This is a genomic window from Streptomyces sp. NBRC 110035 (assembly GCF_000829695.1).
Lineage (GTDB): Bacteria > Actinomycetota > Actinomycetes > Streptomycetales > Streptomycetaceae > Streptomyces.
The window spans coordinates 99,875-117,472 of sequence record NZ_BBNN01000029.1 but is presented as its reverse complement, the minus strand read 5'-3'; the positions used below and the strand labels follow the sequence as shown (position 1 = coordinate 117,472).

Below are 17,598 nucleotides of genomic sequence, written 5' to 3'. Positions count from 1 at the left end.
GTGAACGCCGGCGACACCCCGGACGCGGTCGACCGGCTTCACCCCGTCGTCCTGCACCACATCGCCAACACCCTCGGCTGGCCCGATCTGCGGCCCCTCCAGAAGGCCGCCGTCCATCCGCTCCTGGACGGCACGGACACGCTGCTCCTCGCCCCCACCGCCGGCGGCAAGACCGAAGCCGCAGCCTTCCCACTGCTGTCGAAAATGGCCCGGGCACGGTGGACGGGGACCTCGATCCTCTACGTGTGTCCGCTCAAGGCACTGCTCAACAATCTGCTGCCGCGCCTGGAGAGCTACACCTCCTGGCTCGGACGCTCCGCGGCTCTCTGGCACGGCGACGTCTCACAGACCCGACGCAAACGCATTCTGTGGGAGCGGCCCGACATCCTGCTGACCACGCCGGAATCGCTGGAAGCGATGCTGGTCAGCGCACACGTCGATCACCGTGTCTTCTTCTCGGGACTGCGGGCGGTCGTCGTGGACGAGGTCCATGCCTTCGCGGGCGACGACCGGGGCTGGCACCTCCTCGCCGTGCTGGAGCGCCTGGAGCGGGTCGCCGGCTGCCCGGTGCAGCGGATCGGCCTCTCCGCGACTGTGGGCAACCCCCCGCAGCTCCTGGCCTGGCTGCAGGGTTCCGGTGCCGGGAAACGGCCCTCACAGGTGGTCGACGTCAGCCGCTCCGCCCCGGCGGCCGCTCTCCCGCCGCCCGGAGACATCCAGCTCGACTACGTGGGCTCCCTGGAGAACGCCGCCGCCGTCATCGCCGCACTCCATCGAGGAGAGAAACGCCTGGTCTTCTGCGAGACTCGACGGCACGTCGAGAAGCTCGGCGAATGCCTGCGCGCCAAGGGCGTGACCACGTTCCTCTCGCACGCCTCCCTCGCGGCCGACGAGCGCCGACGCGCCGAGGAAGCGTTCGGTGAGGCGCGCGACTGCGTCATCGTCTCCACCAGCACCCTCGAACTCGGCATCGACGTGGGCGACCTCGACCGCGTCGTCCAGATCGACGCCCCGTCCACCGTGGCGTCCTTCCTCCAACGCCTGGGCCGGACCGGCAGACGGCCGGGATCCACCCGCAACTGCCTCTTCCTCACCCTCGACGAGGACGGCCTGCTCACCGCCGCGGCCTTGCTCCTGCAGTGGTCACGGGGCTGGGTCGAACCAGTGGTGGCCCCACCCGAACCCCGGCACATCGTCGCCCAGCAGGTACTCGCCCTCTGTCTGCAGGAGAAGACCGTCGGGGAACACCTCTGGCAGGAATGGTGGGGCGGACTGGGCCCCTTCGGGCCCCCGGCCGAACCGATCGTGAAACATCTGATCGGCGAGGGCTACTTGGAACGAGACGGCGGCATGCTGTTCATCGGTCCCGAAGCGGAGCAGCGCTTCGGCTACCGCCACTTCATGGACCTGACGGCGGTGTTCACCGCGGCACCGGAGTTCACCGTGCTCTTCGGCCGTAAGGAGATCGGATCGACCGACCCGGCCCTGCTGACCGAGAAAGTGGCCGGACCACGACGCCTCCTGCTGGCGGGACGCAGCTGGCAGGTCACCTACATCGACTGGTCCAGGCGCCGGTGCTTCGTCGAGCCCGTGGAGAGCGGAGGCAAGGCGCGGTGGGCCGGAGCGGGCTTCGCCCGGGGAGCCTCGTACGCACTCACACGCGGCGTTCGCGAAGTCCTGCTCGGCACCGATCCGCCCGTGACCCTGACACGCCGCGCGCACGACGCCCTGGCCGCAGCCCGCGAAAACGCCGTGGAACGCGTGCACCCGGGCGGAACCGTCGTCGTCCGTGGCGGTCGCGACACCGGCGTGCGCTGGTGGACCTGGGCCGGACAACGGGCGAACGCCACGCTCGCGGCCACTCTCAGCGAGATCGCCGACCCCCTCCAATACCCCACGGACGCCTGCATCCGCCTCCGGGAAGACCTGACAGCCACCGAATGGAAGCAGGCCAAGGCCCGGGCGGCGCAGCAGCTCAGCCTGCCCTCCGTGGATCCGCGTGCAGTGCGGGGGCTGAAGTTCGGCACCGCCCTGCCGGAACGCCTCGCCACCGCCACACTGGCCGCCCGCCTGGCGGATGCGGACAGGGCCGCCTCGGTCCTCGGGGAACCGGCCCGGTTCCCGGCGGCCCCGCCCTCCTGATCCACGGGCCTGCGAAGGCGGCAGGTCTCAGGAGTTGTACGTACCCTGCGCCCGCTCCAGACCGTCGAGCACCAGACACTCCACCGCGTCCGCCGCCCGGTCCACGAAGTAGTCCAGCTCCTTGCGCTCCGCCGACGAGAAGTCCCGCAGCACGTAGTCCGCCACCTGCATCCGCCCCGGCGGCCGCCCGATCCCGAACCGCACCCGGTGATAATCCGGACCGAACGCCTTCGTCATCGACTTCAGCCCGTTGTGGCCGTTGTCCCCGCCCCCCAGCTTCAGCCGCAGCGTCCCGTACTCGATGTCCAGCTCGTCATGGACCGCCACCACCTGCGCCACCGGCACCTTGTAGAACTCCCGCAGCGCGTTCACCGGCCCGCCCGACAGATTCATGAACGACGTCGGCTTCGCCAGGATCACTCGCCGGTTCGCCGGCCCCGGCGGCCCGATCCGGCCCTCCACGACCTGCGCCTGCGCCTTCCCGGCCCGCTTGAACCGGCCCGAGATCCGCTCCGCCAGCAGATCCGCCACCATGAACCCCACGTTGTGCCGGTTCATCGCGTACTCGGGGCCCGGGTTGCCCAGTCCCACGAGCAGCCAGGGGGCCGCCGCATCGGTCGTCACGTGCATGTCTCCTTCGTCCCGCTTCCGCGTCCGCGTCTTGTCCTCGGTCCCGTCCCCGTACACGCGTCGGCCGCTGCCCCCGTACGGGGAACAGCGGCCGACGCGCAGTGAAGACCGCGTAGCGAAGACTACGAGGAGGATCAGGCCTCGGCGGCCTCGTCCCCGTCACCCTCCGCGGCCTCCTCGGCCTGCGCGGACAGCACCTGCAGCACCACGGTGTCCTCGTCCACCGCCAGCGTCGTACCGGCCGGCAGCTTCACGTCCTTGGCGAGCACCGCGTCACCGGCCGTCAGGCCCTCGATCGAGATGGTCACGCCCTCCGGGATGTGCGTCGCCTCGGTCTCGACCGGCAGCGCGGACAGGACGTGCTCCAGCAGGTTGCCGCCCGGCGCCAGCTCACCCTCGGTGTTCACGAAGATCTCGACGGTGACCTTCTCGCCGCTCTTCACCTTCAGCAGGTCGACGTGCTCCAGGAAACCCTTGATCGCGTCACGCTGCACGGCCTTCGGGATCGCCAGCTGGCTGCCCTCACCGTCGACGACCAGATCGATCAGCACGTTCGGCGTACGCAGCGCCAGCAGCAGCTCGTGGCCCGGCAGCGTCACGTGCAGCGGCTCGAGGCCACGCTCGTACACCACGCCCGGAACCTTGCCCTCACGACGGATACGACGCGCCGCACCCTTGCCGAACTCGCGCCGCGTCTCCGCGTGCAGCTTCACCTCGGACATGCTCACCACTCCTCGAAGTCAGAAACCGTTGGGGATACCCCCCGCTCCGTGGAGCTTGGGGAAGGTCACCCGGCCACGAACGGCCTGCTACGAAGAGCGCGTCGATAACGGACCGCCGTACTCCACCCCTCACGAAGCGGTACGGCCTCCCTCGCCGAGCAACTGGAGCAGTCTACTCGGAGAGGGGGGCCGTACCCAAAACGATCAGCCGGGGCGCCGGCGGAACCCGGAGCGGAACCCTTACCGCTCGTCGAACAGGCTCGTCACCGAACCGTCCTCGAACACCTCGCGCACCGCACTCGCGATCGTCGGCGCGATCGACAGCACCGTGATCTTGTCCAGGTCGCCGCTCAGCTCACCCGGCGTCGGCAGCGTGTCCGTGAACACGAACTCGCTCACCCGCGAGTTCTTCAGCCGGTCCGCCGCCGGACCCGACAGCACGCCGTGCGTCGCCGTCACGATCACGTCCTCCGCACCGTGCGCGAACAACGCGTCCGCCGCGGCGCAGATCGTGCCACCCGTGTCGATCATGTCGTCCACCAGGACGCACACGCGGCCCTTCACCTCGCCGACCACCTCGTGGACCGTGACCTGATTCGCCACGTCCTTGTCCCGCCGCTTGTGCACGATCGCCAGCGGCGCACCCAGACGGTCGCACCAGCGGTCCGCCACCCGCACGCGCCCCGCGTCCGGCGACACCACCGTCAGTTTCTCCCGGTCCACCTTCGTGCCCACGTAGTCCGCCAGCAGCGGCAGCGCGAACAGATGGTCCACCGGACCGTCGAAGAAGCCCTGGATCTGGTCCGTGTGCAGATCCACCGTCAGTACCCGGGTCGCCCCCGCGGTCTTCATCAGATCCGCGATCAGGCGCGCCGAGATCGGTTCACGCCCACGGTGCTTCTTGTCCTGCCGCGCGTAACCGTAGAACGGCACGATGACGGTGATCGACCTCGCCGACGCACGCTTCAACGCGTCGATCATGATCAACTGCTCCATGATCCACTTGTTGATCGGTGCCGTGTGGCTCTGGATCAGGAAACAGTCCGCCCCACGGGCCGACTCCTCGTACCGCACATAGATCTCGCCATTGGCGAAGTCGAAGGCCCTCGTCGGCACCACCCCGACACCCAGTACGCGGGCGACCTCCTCGGCAAGCTCGGGGTGGGCGCGGCCGGAGAAGAACATCATCTTCTTCTGGCCGGTCGTCTTGATCCCGGTCACAGCACTATCTCCTCAGAGGTGTCGCAGAAACTCGCGGCTCGACGGCGAGAGATCCCCCGGACCGCTCAGGCGGCACACGAAAGGTCATCTCACCTGATGGGGTGCGGATGTGCACTTATCACGATACGACGACTCCGGCGCACCGCTTTCCGGTCAATCCTGCCCGGCCGACTCCCGGGCGGCCTCCTCCGCGGCCCTCGCGGCAGCGCTCCCCGGACGCTTACGGGCCACCCAGTCCTCGATGTTCCGCTGCTGGCCCCGGGCCACGGCCAGCGAACCGGGCGGTACGTCCTTCGTGATCACAGAGCCGGCGGCAGTGTAGGCACCGTCCCCGACGGTGACAGGTGCCACGAACATGTTGTCCGACCCGGTCCGGCAGTGCGACCCGACCGTCGTGTGATGTTTGTCCTGCCCGTCGTAGTTCACGAACACGCTCGCCGCACCGATGTTCGAGAACTCGCCGATCGTCGCGTCCCCCACGTACGACAGATGCGGAACCTTCGTCCCCTCGCCGATCGACGCGTTCTTCGTCTCCACGTACGTGCCGATCTTGCCCCTGCGGCCCAGCCGGGTCCCCGGACGCAGGTACGCGTACGGCCCCACCGTCGCCTCCGGACCCACCTCCGCACCCGACGCCACCGTGTTGTCCACCCGCGCCCCGGCACCCACCCGCGTGTCCGTCAGCCGCGCGTTGGGGCCCACCTCGCACCCCTCGGCGAGATGCGTGGCGCCGTGCAGCTGCGTCCCCGGATGCACCACCACGTCCTGCTCGAACGTCACCGTGACGTCCACCCACGTCGTGGCGGGGTCGACGACGGTGACCCCGGAGAGCATGGCGGCGGTCAGCAGCCGGTCGTTGAGGATCCGCCGCGCCTGCGACAGCTGCACCCGGTTGTTGATCCCCGCGATCTCCCGGTGGTCGCCCGCCACCGACGCGCCCACCCCGTGCCCCGCCTCACGCAGAATCCCCAGCACGTCCGTCAGGTACTCCTCACCCTGACTGTTGTCCGTCCGCACCCTCTTCAACGCATCCGCCAACAACGCGCCGTCGAACGCGAACACACCCGAGTTGATCTCCCGGACCGCCCGCTGCTCCTCGGACGCGTCCTTGTGCTCCACGATCGCCGTCACCGCGCCCGAGGCCGCGTCCCGCACGATCCGCCCGTACCCCGTCGCGTCCGGCACCTCGGCCGTCAGCACCGTCACCGCGTTCCCGTCCGCGGAATGCGTGGCCGACAGCCGCCGCAACGTCTCACCGGTCAGCAGCGGAGTGTCACCGCAGACCACGACCACGGTCCCGTCCACGGAGCCGCCCAGCTCCTCCAGCCCCATCCGCACCGCGTGCCCGGTGCCGTTCTGCTCCGCCTGGACGGCGGTACGTACGTCGGGGGCGACCTCGGCGAGGTGCGCGGTCACCTGCTCGCGTGCGTGCCCCACGACGACGACCAGGTTCTCCGGCTCCAGCTCACCGGAGGCGGCCAGCACGTGACCCACCAGGGAACGGCCGCAGATGTCGTGCAGGACCTTCGGCGTGGCCGACTTCATACGGGTGCCCTCACCCGCTGCGAGAACGACGACGGCTGCCGGGCGATTGGCGCTCACAAGGATGCCCTTCGGCTGTGAGGGGGAGGGGGACATCCGCAGGATACCGGGGTGTTTCGAGGCGGACACGCGTGCGGGCCCCGACCGGTGGTCCGACCGGTCGGGACCCGCACGGGAGTCTTGCTGCGCTGTGGCTCCCCCGCAAGGATTCGAACCTTGTCCTACTAGATCCAAAATCTAGTGTGCTGCCAGTTACACCACGGGGGACGGCGCCTCAGACCTTACCGGAGAGGTGCTCGCGCGTGGGTCACGACGGCGACCCACCCACCCTCGACGCGGCGGTACGGCTCACCGCTCTGCCGCACGGCGAGGACGAGACGCCCGCGATGGCTGTCGCCCGTTCCCCGAGGGCTCCGGAATCGGCGTATGTGCCCGGTGCGTGGGTCACGGACATGCCGTCCGGGCGGAACGCGGACTTCCTGACTCGGACGGCGTGCGGTTCGGCAGTGCGAGGGATTTCGGGATGTAGCGCACCTGAACGGTCACGGGATGTGGGGGGAGTCAGTCGGGGAAAGTCCCCGGAAGTCCGGCACCGGGCGCCTTTAGGGTGGAGGCATGACCACGACGGGGGAAGACCATGTGACGGCCCGTGGAGGGCCGTGGTGGTGGGGCAGACGGCGTAGTGCCGTGCTGGATGTGGGCCTTGCGGTGGTGTCCGCGCTGGAGTGCGGGCTGGAGGGGATTCCGTTCGCGCGGGACGCGGGGATTCCGGTGGCCGCGGGGGTGCTGTTCGGGTTGCTGGCGGGGTCGGTGCTGGTGGTGCGGCGGCACTGGCCGATCGCCGTGGTGCTGGTGGTGATCGCCATCACGCCGGCGCAGATGGGCTTCCTGATGGGCCTGGTGGGCCTGTACACGCTGGCGGCGTCGGAGCTGCCGCGCCGGATCATCGCGTCGCTGGCGGGGATGTCGCTGGTGGGGACGTTCATCGTGACGCTGGTGCGGGTGCGGCAGGACATGGCGCGGGGGGAGCTGGACCTGGGGGACTGGTTCGTTCCGTTCGCGTCGGTCGCGACGTCGGTGGGGCTGACCGCGCCGCCGGTGCTGCTGGGGCTGTACGTGGGGGCGCGGCGGCGGTTGATGGAGAGCCTGCGGGAGCGGGCGGACAGTCTGGAGCGGGAGCTCCAGCTGCTGGCCGAGCGGGCCGAGGAGCGGGCCGAGTGGGCGCGCAACGAGGAGCGGACGCGGATCGCGCGGGAGATGCACGACGTGGTCGCGCATCGGGTGAGTCTGATGGTGGTGCACGCGGCGGCGTTGCAGGCGGTGGCGCGCAAGGATCCGGAGAAGGCAGTGAAGAACGCCGCGCTGGTGGGGGACATGGGCCGGCAGGCGTTGACGGAGCTGCGGGAGATGCTCGGGGTGCTGCGGTCCGGTGGGGACGGTGCGGGGCGCAGGGCGGGGTCGGCGTTGCCGTTGGCGGCGGTGGGCGCGGCGGCGGCCGCGGCGGCGTCGCGGGCGGTGAGCGAGGAGCGGCCCGGTGGGGCTGAGGGGCCGAGCCTGTCGGAGATAGACGAACTGGTGGGGCAGTCGGCGGCTGCGGGGATGGTGGTGGCTCTGTCGGTGGAGGGGGAGGGCCGGTCGTACGCGGGGGTGGTGGAGTCGACGGCGTACCGGGTGGTGCAGGAGGCGCTGACGAACGTGCACAAGCACGCGCCGGGGGCGAAGACGTATGTGCGGCTGGCGCACCGGGTGTCGGAGATCGCGATGCAGGTGGAGAACGAGCCGCCGCCGGAGGCGGGGTCCTCGGCGCGGCTGCCGTCGGGTGGGAACGGTCTGGTGGGGATGAAGGAGCGGGTGTCGGCGCTGGGCGGGGTGTTCGTGTCGGGGCCGACGGACGCGGGGGGGGTTCCGGGTGTCGGCGGTGATTCCGGCGTCGTAGGGCGGCCGGCGGCCGGCGACGGCGACTGGTGAACGGCGGGCGTGGTGGCCGGGTGTCCGGCGGGCGTGGTGGCCGGTCAGCCTGTGGTGAGGCGGGTGGGTTCGGTGCCGGAGAGGAGGGCGGTGAGGCCCTGGTCGATGTCGTGGCCGAGGTACCAGTCGCCGGTGTGGTCGAGGGCGTGGACGCGGCCTTCGGTGTCGATGGCGACGAGGGTGCGGGTGTCGGGGTCGGCGCCGACGGGGCAGACCTCGGTGTGCAGTGCGCGGCCCAGGTCGCCGAGGGTGCGGGCCATGTGGAGGCCGTGGAGGGGGTCGAGGTGGAGGGCGGCGGGGGCGAGTTGGCGGCCGGGGCCGGCGGGGGCGATACGGAGTCCGCCGAATTCGGCCCAGGCCTCCACGGCGGCGGGGAAGACGGTGTGGCGGTGTCCTGCGGGTGAGGTGTGGTCACGCAGGGTGTCGGCCCAGATTTCGGCTTGCCCGATGTCCCAGCGTCCCGGCTGCCAGCCGGCTGCGCGCAGGGCGGCGGCGACGGGGGCGGGGAAGCGGTGGGAGGTTCCCCCCGGTCCGGGCGGGGCCGGGTGGTTGGGGGAGGGTGCGTGGTCGGTGCGCATCTGCCGTTCGTTCGTCGTGGTGGTGCGGCCGGTGGGGGGTGGGGGCCGGCCGGGTGGCGGTGGTGCGTGGCTCAGGGGTGGATACGGACCGGGCGTACGGAATCACTCACCGGACGGGTTCACCCGGGGTCGACGACGCGGACGCCGAAGTGGGCGGCGAGGGCGGTGCAGGCCCGGCAGGGGGCGGCGTAGCCGCCGTGGAGGGGGTCGCCGTCCTCGCGGATGTGACGGGCGGTGAGCTTGGCGTGTTTGAGTGCTTTGCGCGCTTCGCCGTTGGTCATGGGTTTGCGTGCGGCGCGTTTGCTGCGCGCGGAGTCGGCGGCGGTGAGGTGCCGGGAGATGAGGATCGTCTCGGCGCAGCGGCCGGTGAAGCGGTCGCGTTGGCCGCTGGTGAGGGTGTCGAGGAAATCCTGGACGAGGGGGTGCAGTTCGGGGGGCCTGTCGGCGCGGGCGGCGGTGCCGGTGAGGGTGGTGCCGCGGATGGAGAGGGCGGCGGCGATGGTGGGCAGGATGCCGTCGCGGCGGTGGTGGAGGAGGGGGGTGCGGGCGGCGTCGGTGCTGCTCCAGCCGATGCGGGGGTCGCCGCCGCGCGGGTCGGCGGGGTGTCCCGCCGGTGCTCCTGTTTGAGTCATGTTCATGATCGCCTTCCCCTCCCGTGCCTCCCCCGGAAGGTCACAGAGTGCCAAACGGCGCGGCTGATGGGGAAGCTGGGGCGGGGCGACACGCCCAGCTTTGGGCGAGCTGTCACGGGAGGGTGACGTTTGGTCACGGAAGCGGACGGGCCGGCGGCCGGTGCCCGGTGACCGGTGCCGTCGTACCGCATAGGCTGTTGGTGTCGCGATTCCTGCGGTGAACCGTACGGACGGCGTGCGGGGCGCCGGTGGGGGTGGCGGCGTCAAGCAGTCGAGACAGACGTGACAGTCGAATACGCTCCGTGACGGCACGATGGTGGTCGGCGCGGTGCGTACAGAGTGCCGCAGGGGGCAACCGCCATGACGACAGGTCGGCTCGGACAGAGAGCCGTGCCGCCGAATGCGGCCTATGCCGGGCAGGTCGTGCACTTCCCGGATCCGGTGCGGGCGGCCCGTCACCCGAGAGGGGTACGGGTGGACGAGCGCGGTTACCCCGATTTCTCGCCCTACGCGCGGGCGGCGGCGGAGATCGCGGAGCCGCCGGAGGGTTTCGGCGTCGACGAGCTGCGGCTGACGGACTACGTGTCGGCGAACGCGGCGCTGGCGGCGACCGGTCACGAGCTGTGGGGCACGGTGCCCGCGGTGGCGACGCCGCACGGCTGGACGTGGCACCACGCGGTGGCGTCGCGGCGGCTGGAGCTGGTGCCGGTCGAGGTGAAGGCGCTGCTGCGGCACCATGGTGGGGTGGTGACGTCGGGCGTGGACCAGGAGAAGCGGGGCACGCGGCCGTTGCAGGAGACGCGTCCGGCGCACTTCCGGCTGCCGAAGCCGGGGCTCGCGGTGACCGAGGCGCAGGTGCTGAACGTCGAGGAGGACCTCGGCTACCGGCTGCCCGGCGCGTACCGGTCGTTCCTGAAGACGGCGGGCGGTTGCGCGCCGGTGGGCACGGCGCTGGACGCCGAACTGGGCCTGCTGGTCGACCAGCCGTTCTTCACGGTGCGGGACGAGGCCGCGGTCAACGACCTGGTGTACATCAACAAGTGTCTGCGTGATCACCTGACCAAGGACTATCTGGCCGTCGGTTTCGTCCAGGGAGGTCTGCTGGCGGTGAAGGTGCGGGGCGACCGGGTGGGTTCGGTGTGGTTCTGCGCCTACGACGACGCGCGGGACGTGGATCCGTCGTGGCCGCCGGCGGAGCGGGTGGAGCGGCTGCTGCTGCCGTGCGGGGACGACTTCGACGCGTTCCTGGCCCGGCTGGCGGGGTCGCCGCCGGAGCTGGAGACGGTGGCGAATCTGATGGTGGACGGCGGCTTCGCGCAGGTCGTTCCGGTTGCTGCGGGGGAGTGAGGTCCGGCGATGGTGACGTTCGCGCAGGCGCAGGAGCGTGCGGAGGAGTGGGTCAACGGGGAAGTGCCGTCGTATCAGCACCGTGAGGTGCGGGTGCGGGAGTTCGGCCTCGGGTTCGTGGTGTGGGCGGAGGACCGCGAGGACGGGCCGCGGTCGGACGGCGGTGGCCAGCGGCTGGTGATCGCCCGGGACAGTGGTGAGGCCACGCTGTGGCCCGCGCTGGCGGTGGGCGAGGTGATCCGCCGGTACGAGGAGGAGTACGCCCGTACGGACGAGGCGGAAGGGCCGGCGCCGGCGGCTCCGGCGCGGGTGGACCTGAACCAGACGTCGTTCCTGCTGAGTCCGCCGGAGTGGTTGCAGGAGGCGGCGGACCGGCTGGGGATTCCGGACCGGCGGGGGGAGACGTCGGACGGCTCGGAGGGCACGGCCGGGACGGCGGGCGAATCCGGCGGGTCCGGTACGGCCGGGTCCGGTGCCGCGGCCGCCGGTGCCGCGGTGCCGGGTGCGCCGGCGGCGCCCGGGAGTGGTGCCGCCTGGCCCGCTGCCGGCGGGGACGGCTCCCCGGCGGGGACCGGTGCGGGCACTCCGGCCGGGGCGACGCCGTGGGCCGGTACGGACACGAACGCCGACGCCGGTGAGGACGGTTCGGTGCCGCTCCCGGTCACCGTGTTCGCGCCGCCGCTGAGCGGGTCCGACGACGGCACGCCGCCGCCCTCGGCGTCGGCGGCGGACGCCCCCACGGCGCTGATGTCGGGGGGCAGCCAGCTGCCGCCTACGGCGCTGACGCCGGCGCTGCAGGACGCGGACGCGCAGACTCCGCCGGGTGCGCCGGAGGCTCCCGGTACGCCTCCGCCGGCACAGGACGCCGCGGACACCGCCGACGCCGCGACCAGCAAGGCGGCACCCCCGCACCGTCCCGCGGGTCCGACGCCGCCGCCTCCGCCGGGAGCGCCGGGAGCCCCGGGTACGCCGGGTGCGCCGGGTGCGCGGCCGGGGGGTACGCCGCCGCCTCCGTCGGCGCCCCCCTCGGGGGCCGGCGCGCCGGGCGGTCCGGCGGGCGGGTACATGCCGACGCAGCTGGTGTCGTCCCTGGGGTCCAACGGCCTCGGCGGTTTCGACGGCCAGGGAGGTCCGGCAGGCCAGGGAGGTCCCCCGGGCGGTCCGCAGCCGCCCGGGGCCCCGACGCCTCCGCCCGGTGCCCCGCCTGCGCCGGGCACGCCGCCCGGCGGCGTCCATCACGCCGTGACGATGTTCGCCGACCCCGGCCGACCGGGTGCCGGTGCGCCGCAGCCTCCCGGCCCTCCCGGCGTTCCGGGTGCGCCGCAGCCTCCCGGGCCTCCCGGCGTTCCGGGTGCGCCGCATCCGCCCGGCGCTCCGGGGGTTCCGGGGGCCGCGGCGGGCGGGCGTGGTCCCGTGCATCACGCGGAGACCGTGCTGGCGGGCCCTCCTGTCGGTGGGCCCGGTACGCCTCCGCCGCCCTCGGCCCCCGGTGGCCCGGGTGTGCCACCGCCCCCCGCCCCGCCGGGGGTGCCCGGCGGGATGCCGCCCGGAACGCCGGGGGCGGTGCCGCCGGGTGTGCCCGGGCCCGGTCGGCCGCCGGCCTACGGCTATCCGCCGCAGCCGGTCGGGCAGCCGACGGTCGGTCCCGGTTATCAGGCCGTGCTGCGCTACCGCGCGCAGGACGGTTCCGAGCAGCAGCTGATCCGGCGTTCGGCGCCGGGCACGCCGCATCCGGAGTGGCAGATCTTCCACGAGCTGCGGGCGATGAACGTGCCGCCGGATCAGGTGCTGGAACTGCACACGGAGTTGGAGTCGTGCCAGCTGCCGGGCGCGTACTGTGCGCGGATGATCCGGGAGCAGTGGCCGCAGGCGCGGATCACGAACATCGCGCCGTACGGCACGGATCATGCGAGCCGGCAGCAGGGCATGCAGCAACTGCTCGTCCATCAGGGTGAGTTGCACCAGGTGGCGGACGGGCCCGCCCGGCCGGCGCCGGTGCGCGCGCCGTTGACGCCGGTGCAGCCGGCGCCGCCGCTTCCGCCGGAGGCCGTCGGGCAGGAGCTGGCGGGGGCGTTCGGGCCGGGGGTGTTCCGGTTCGAGCAGCAGGCGGTGTCCCGGCAGGGGGTGCCGCCGGTGGTGGCGCACACGCTGGTGGTGGCCGGGCTGCCGCTGGACATGGGTCCGTTCTTCTGGGCGCAGGCCCAGCCGGGCCGTCCGGTGCCGACCCTGGCGGAGCTGGCCGCGGAGCGGGGTGTGCAGCCGGCGTCGGACGCGGGCTCGTACCTCGTCATGGGCAGCGACTTCGGCAAGGCGATCTGTGTGCAGTACGGCACGGCGAACATCGTCGCGGTGCCGGTGGAGGCGGGGCCGGGCGGTGCGCCCGTACCGCCGCAGTTCGTGAACACGGGGCTGCCGGAGTTCGCGCGCTGTCTGGCGTTGCTGGGGCGGATGTGGCGGCTGCGGTTCGGGCTGAACCAGGAGCAGGCGGGCCGCTGGACCGTCGACTTCCAGATGCAGCTGACGGCGCTGGATCCCGCGGCGCTCGGTTCGCCGGAGAGCTGGTGGTCGGTGCTGCTGGAGCAGATGTGGGACGGGCTGCTCTGATCCGTCGTTCCCGTCCCCGCCGCTGAGGCGGAGGGCGGGGTGGGGGGGGCCGGGTCCGGCCGGATACGCGTATCCGGCCGGACCCGGCCCCCGTCCGTGTGCCCCGGCTCCGCGGCCGCGGCTGTTTCCCCAGGTCCGTTCGCCGCTGCGGTACTTGACCCTGACGTGGGGTGAGGGTGGAGGCTGGCCGGGACCTCAGGAGGAGGAACCCCGAGAAGTGCTCCGCCTGCCGGTGGAGAGCCCCTAGGGGTACCTCCGTACTACGGCTCGGGGAGGGCTCGTACCGGCGGAGGACGAGACGGGGCGGGGTCGGTTCTTAACCTGGCTTTACGCCGCTGGGGGGCGGCGAGCACACCACCGGGGGGTGGGGTTTTCCCCCGAGGAAGACTGCGCCGGGCACCAGGGCGCCCGGCCCTCCCCGCCGCCAGACTGCATCACGTCGAACGAACACGCACGGAGCGGCCGTCGGGCACGACGGCGGTCGCGCGGGCACCGCTTTCCCTCTTGCCGACCGACATAGGAGACTTACCGTGACATCGGCTGTGACCCTTCCCAAGCACGGAGGAACCGGTGGGCGCACGGCCGTTGCCGCGCGGGCCCGGCAGGTCGTGAAGGCATACGGGTCCGGGGAGACCCGCGTCGTCGCCCTCGACCACGTGGACGTGGACATCGCCCGCGGCCGGTTCACCGCGATCATGGGCCCGTCGGGGTCCGGCAAGTCCACGCTGATGCACTGCCTGGCCGGGCTCGACACGGTGACCAGCGGGCAGATCCACCTGGACGAGACGGAGATCACCGGGCTGAAGGACAAGAAGCTGACGCGGCTGCGCCGGGACCGGATCGGCTTCATCTTCCAGGCGTTCAACCTGCTGCCGACGCTGAACGCGATCGAGAACATCACGCTTCCCATGGACATCGCCGGCCGCAAGCCGGACCAGCCGTGGCTGGACCGGGTGGTGGAGACCGTCGGACTGTCCGACCGGCTGAGGCACCGGCCCACCCAGCTCTCCGGCGGGCAGCAGCAGCGGGTGGCGGTGGCGCGGGCCCTGGCGGCCCGGCCGGAGATCATCTTCGGTGACGAGCCGACCGGAAACCTCGACTCGCGCGCGGGCGCCGAGGTCCTCGGCTTCCTGCGCCGCTCGGTCGACGACCTGGGCCAGACCATCGTGATGGTCACGCACGACCCGGTCGCCGCCTCCTACGCGGACCGGGTGCTGTACCTCGCCGACGGCCGCATCGTCGACGAGATGCACAAGCCGACGGCCGAGCAGGTCCTGGACCGCATGAAGGACTTCGACGCCCGGGGGCGTACGTCATGACCGTGCTGAAGACCTCGATGCGCAACTTCCTCGCGCACAAGGGACGGATGGCGCTGTCGGCGGTGGCGGTGCTGCTGTCGGTGGCGTTCGTGTCCGGGACGCTGGTGTTCACGGACACGATGTCGACGACGTTCGACAAGCTGTTCGCGGCCACCGCGTCGGACGTCACGGTCAGCGCCAAGGACGCCTCCGACGGCGGCGAGACCACCTCCGACACCGGCAAGCCGCCGGTCGTCGCGGAGTCCGTGCTCGCCCGGGTGCGGGACGTGGACGGGGTGAAGTCGGCCGAGGGGGCGTTGCACTCCACCGCGCTGACCGTCGTCGACCGCGACAAGGAGAGCCTCTCGCCCACCAGCGGCGGCCCGACCATCGTCGGCAACTGGACCGCCAACGACGCCCGCACCATGAAGATCACCTCCGGTGCGCCGCCCGAGGGCCCCGACCAGGTCATGGTGGACGCCGACACCGCCGACAAGCACGGCCTGGAGCTCGGTGACGCGATCAGTGTCATCAGCGTGGTCGGCTCGCACACCGCGAAGATCTCCGGCATCACCGACTTCACCGTCACCAACCCCGGCGCCGCGATCTTCTTCCTGGACACGCCGACCGCCCAGCAGGCCCTGATCGGTGAGAGCGGTGTCTTCACCAACGTCAACGCCACGGCCGCCGACGGCGTCAGCGACGCACAGCTGAAGCAGAACGTCGTGGCCGCTCTGGGCGGCGACTACAAGGTGCTGACCGCCAAGGAGAGCACGGAGGCCGGGCAGCAGGACGTCGAGGGCTTCATGAGCGTCCTGAAGTACGCGATGCTCGGCTTCGCCGCGATCGCGTTCCTCGTCGGCATCTTCCTGATCATCAACACGTTCTCCATGCTGGTCGCCCAGCGCACCCGGGAGATCGGCCTGATGCGGGCCATCGGCTCCTCCCGCAAGCAGGTCAACCGTTCGGTGCTGATCGAGGCGCTGCTCCTCGGCCTCGTCGGGTCGGTGCTCGGGGTGGTCGCGGGCGTCGGGCTCGCGGTCGGGCTGATGAAGCTCATGGGCGCGGTCGGCATGGAGCTGTCCACCGACGACCTCACGGTCGCCTGGACGACCCCGGTGGTCGGACTGCTCCTGGGGGTCGTCGTCACCGTCCTGGCCGCCTACCTGCCCGCGCGACGGGCCGGGAAGATCTCCCCGATGGCCGCGCTGCGTGACGCGGGTGCCCCCGCGGACGCCAGGGCCGGCCGGATCCGGGGTGGCATCGGCACGTTCCTGACCGCGGTCGGCGCGTTCGCGCTGTACCTCGCCTCGGCGGCGGACAAGGCCGCCGAGGGATCGATGTGGCTGGGCCTGGGCGTGGTGCTCTCGCTGATCGGGTTCGTGCTCATCGGCCCGCTGCTCGCCGGCGGTGTGGTCCGGGTGCTGGGCGTCGTCGTGCTGCGGGTCTTCGGCCCCGTGGGGCGGATGGCCGAGCGCAACGCGCTGCGCAACCCGCGCCGCACCGGCGCCACCGGTGCCGCGCTGATGATCGGGCTGGCCCTGGTGGCGTGCCTGTCGGTGGTCGGCTCGTCCATGGTGGCCTCCGCCACCGACGAGCTCGACAAGACCGTCGGCACGGACTTCATCATCCAGTCCGACAGCGGCCAGCTCCTCACCCCGCAGGCGGTGAAGGCGGTGCAGGACACCCCGGAGCTGGAGCGCGTCACCGAGTACAAGTGGACCGAGGCGGACTTCACCACACCCGACGGGAAGCGGCTCGAGGACACGGCAATCACGGCGGCCGACCCGACGTACGCCACCGACCTGCGGGTGGAGACGGTGGAGGGGAAGCTCTCCGACGCCTACCGGCCCGACTCGATGTCCGTCCACGAGAAGTTCGCCGAGGACCACGGCATCGGCCTCGGCTCGACGATCGACGTCGCGTTCAAGGACGGGGAGACCGGCACCCTGACCGTCCGGGCGATCACCAGCAGCGAGGCCGTGGTCGACGCGGGTGCGATCTACACGTCGATCGACACCCTCGCGACGTACGTCCCGGCCGACAGGCTGCCGCTGGACACGCTGCTCTTCGCCACGGCGAAGGAGGGGCAGCAGGAGGCTGCGTACACGGCGCTGAAGGACTCGCTGCGCGGCTACCCGCAGTACACCGTGCGCGACCAGACCGACTACAAGGAAGCACTCGAGGACCAGATCGGCCAGCTGCTGAACATGATCTACGGCCTGCTGGCCCTGGCGATCGTCGTCGCGGTCCTGGGTGTGGTGAACACCCTGGCCCTGTCGGTGGTCGAGCGGACGAGGGAGATCGGCCTGATGCGGGCCATCGGTCTCTCGCGCCGCCAGCTGCGCCGCATGATCCGCCTGGAGTCGGTCGTCATCGCCCTCTTCGGTGCCCTGCTGGGCCTGGGGCTCGGCATGGGCTGGGGCGCCACCGCCCAGCAGCTCCTCGCGCTGGAGGGCCTGAAGGTCCTCGAGATCCCGTGGCCGACGATCATCGGTGTGTTCATCGCCTCGGCCTTCGTGGGGCTGTTCGCGGCCCTGGTCCCGGCGTTCCGGGCGGGCCGGATGAACGTCCTGAACGCGATCGCCACGGAGTAGCCGCGGCCGGCCACCGCACACGGGGGGTGCGGGGGAACGCCCGGCGCCGGAGGCCCAGGAGGGCCACCGGCGCCGGGCGGCTTCGCGCGTGCGGGGGCCCGGGGCAGGGGGTGGGGGACCGTGACAGAAGCGGGCCTGGCCGCGGCGTCGGCGTCGGCGGCTTCGCGCGTGCGGGGTCGGGGAGAGGTGGGGTCCGGAAGACGCGGGCCGAGTCGGTCGGGGTCGAGGTCGGGCGGCTTCGCGCGTGCGGGGGCCCGGGGCGGCCGGAGCCCGCGTGACGGCGACGGCCTCCGGCCCCGGCCTTACCCGCCGGCGCA

11 protein-coding genes, 1 tRNA gene and 1 pseudogene are annotated in these 17,598 nt (G+C 72.0%); 6 read left to right on the top strand and 7 right to left on the bottom strand.

The window, feature by feature from the left end:
* Window positions 1–2,142, top strand: a complete 2,142-nt coding sequence (locus TU30_RS19775) for a DEAD/DEAH box helicase (RefSeq protein WP_042171850.1) — start codon at window positions 1–3, stop codon at window positions 2,140–2,142.
* A gap of 27 nt (window positions 2,143–2,169) precedes the next feature.
* On the opposite strand, the gene pth is transcribed toward TU30_RS19775, so the two are convergent.
* The 5 genes from pth to TU30_RS19750 all read right to left on the bottom strand — a co-directional run bounded on the left by pth (window position 2,170) and on the right by TU30_RS19750 (window position 6,524).
* Entirely contained in the window at window positions 2,170–2,772 is a 603-nt protein-coding gene (gene pth, locus TU30_RS19770) for an aminoacyl-tRNA hydrolase (RefSeq protein ID WP_042171763.1), read from the bottom strand.
* 134 nt (window positions 2,773–2,906) lie between these two features.
* On the bottom strand, window positions 2,907–3,494 hold the full coding sequence (locus tag TU30_RS19765) for a 50S ribosomal protein L25/general stress protein Ctc (RefSeq protein ID WP_042171762.1): 588 nt from the start codon (window positions 3,492–3,494) through the stop codon (window positions 2,907–2,909).
* Between the two features lie 240 nt (window positions 3,495–3,734).
* Complete coding sequence (locus tag TU30_RS19760) at window positions 3,735–4,715, bottom strand: ribose-phosphate diphosphokinase (RefSeq protein ID WP_042171761.1); 981 nt, start codon at window positions 4,713–4,715, stop codon at window positions 3,735–3,737.
* A gap of 153 nt (window positions 4,716–4,868) precedes the next feature.
* Window positions 4,869–6,317, bottom strand: coding sequence for a bifunctional UDP-N-acetylglucosamine diphosphorylase/glucosamine-1-phosphate N-acetyltransferase GlmU (gene glmU, locus TU30_RS19755; RefSeq protein ID WP_042171760.1), 1,449 nt, complete (start codon window positions 6,315–6,317; stop codon window positions 4,869–4,871).
* Between the two features lie 131 nt (window positions 6,318–6,448).
* Window positions 6,449–6,524: transfer RNA gene (locus TU30_RS19750), tRNA-Gln, on the bottom strand.
* A 348-nt stretch (window positions 6,525–6,872) separates the two neighbouring features.
* Here TU30_RS19750 and TU30_RS38050 point away from each other — a divergent pair.
* Window positions 6,873–8,193: pseudogene (locus TU30_RS38050) on the top strand (sensor histidine kinase).
* 76 nt (window positions 8,194–8,269) lie between these two features.
* On the opposite strand, the gene TU30_RS19740 reads toward TU30_RS38050, so the two are convergent.
* Window positions 8,270–8,803, bottom strand: coding sequence for an SUKH-3 domain-containing protein (locus TU30_RS19740; RefSeq protein ID WP_042171759.1), 534 nt, complete (start codon window positions 8,801–8,803; stop codon window positions 8,270–8,272).
* A gap of 119 nt (window positions 8,804–8,922) precedes the next feature.
* On the bottom strand, window positions 8,923–9,441 hold the full coding sequence (locus TU30_RS19735; protein ID WP_042171758.1) for a YwqJ-related putative deaminase: 519 nt from the start codon (window positions 9,439–9,441) through the stop codon (window positions 8,923–8,925).
* Window positions 9,442–9,795: 354 nt separating this feature from the next.
* Between TU30_RS19735 and TU30_RS19730 the strand changes: the two genes are divergently transcribed.
* From TU30_RS19730 to TU30_RS19715, 4 genes are all read left to right on the top strand, one after another.
* Window positions 9,796–10,782 carry an SMI1/KNR4 family protein gene (locus TU30_RS19730; protein ID WP_078878379.1) on the top strand — a complete coding sequence of 329 codons (987 nt, stop codon included), beginning with the start codon at window positions 9,796–9,798 and terminating at the stop codon, window positions 10,780–10,782.
* Between the two features lie 9 nt (window positions 10,783–10,791).
* On the top strand, window positions 10,792–13,386 hold the full coding sequence (locus TU30_RS34300) for an SUKH-4 family immunity protein (protein ID WP_042171756.1): 2,595 nt from the start codon (window positions 10,792–10,794) through the stop codon (window positions 13,384–13,386).
* Between the two features lie 530 nt (window positions 13,387–13,916).
* Window positions 13,917–14,705, top strand: a complete 789-nt coding sequence (locus TU30_RS19720) for an ABC transporter ATP-binding protein (RefSeq protein ID WP_042171755.1) — start codon at window positions 13,917–13,919, stop codon at window positions 14,703–14,705.
* Window positions 14,702–17,281: an ABC transporter permease gene (locus TU30_RS19715; RefSeq protein WP_042171754.1), complete on the top strand. Its 2,580-nt coding sequence runs from the start codon at window positions 14,702–14,704 to the stop codon at window positions 17,279–17,281. Before TU30_RS19720 ends, TU30_RS19715 begins: the two co-directional genes overlap by 4 nt.
* Window positions 17,282–17,598: the final 317 nt, after the last annotated feature.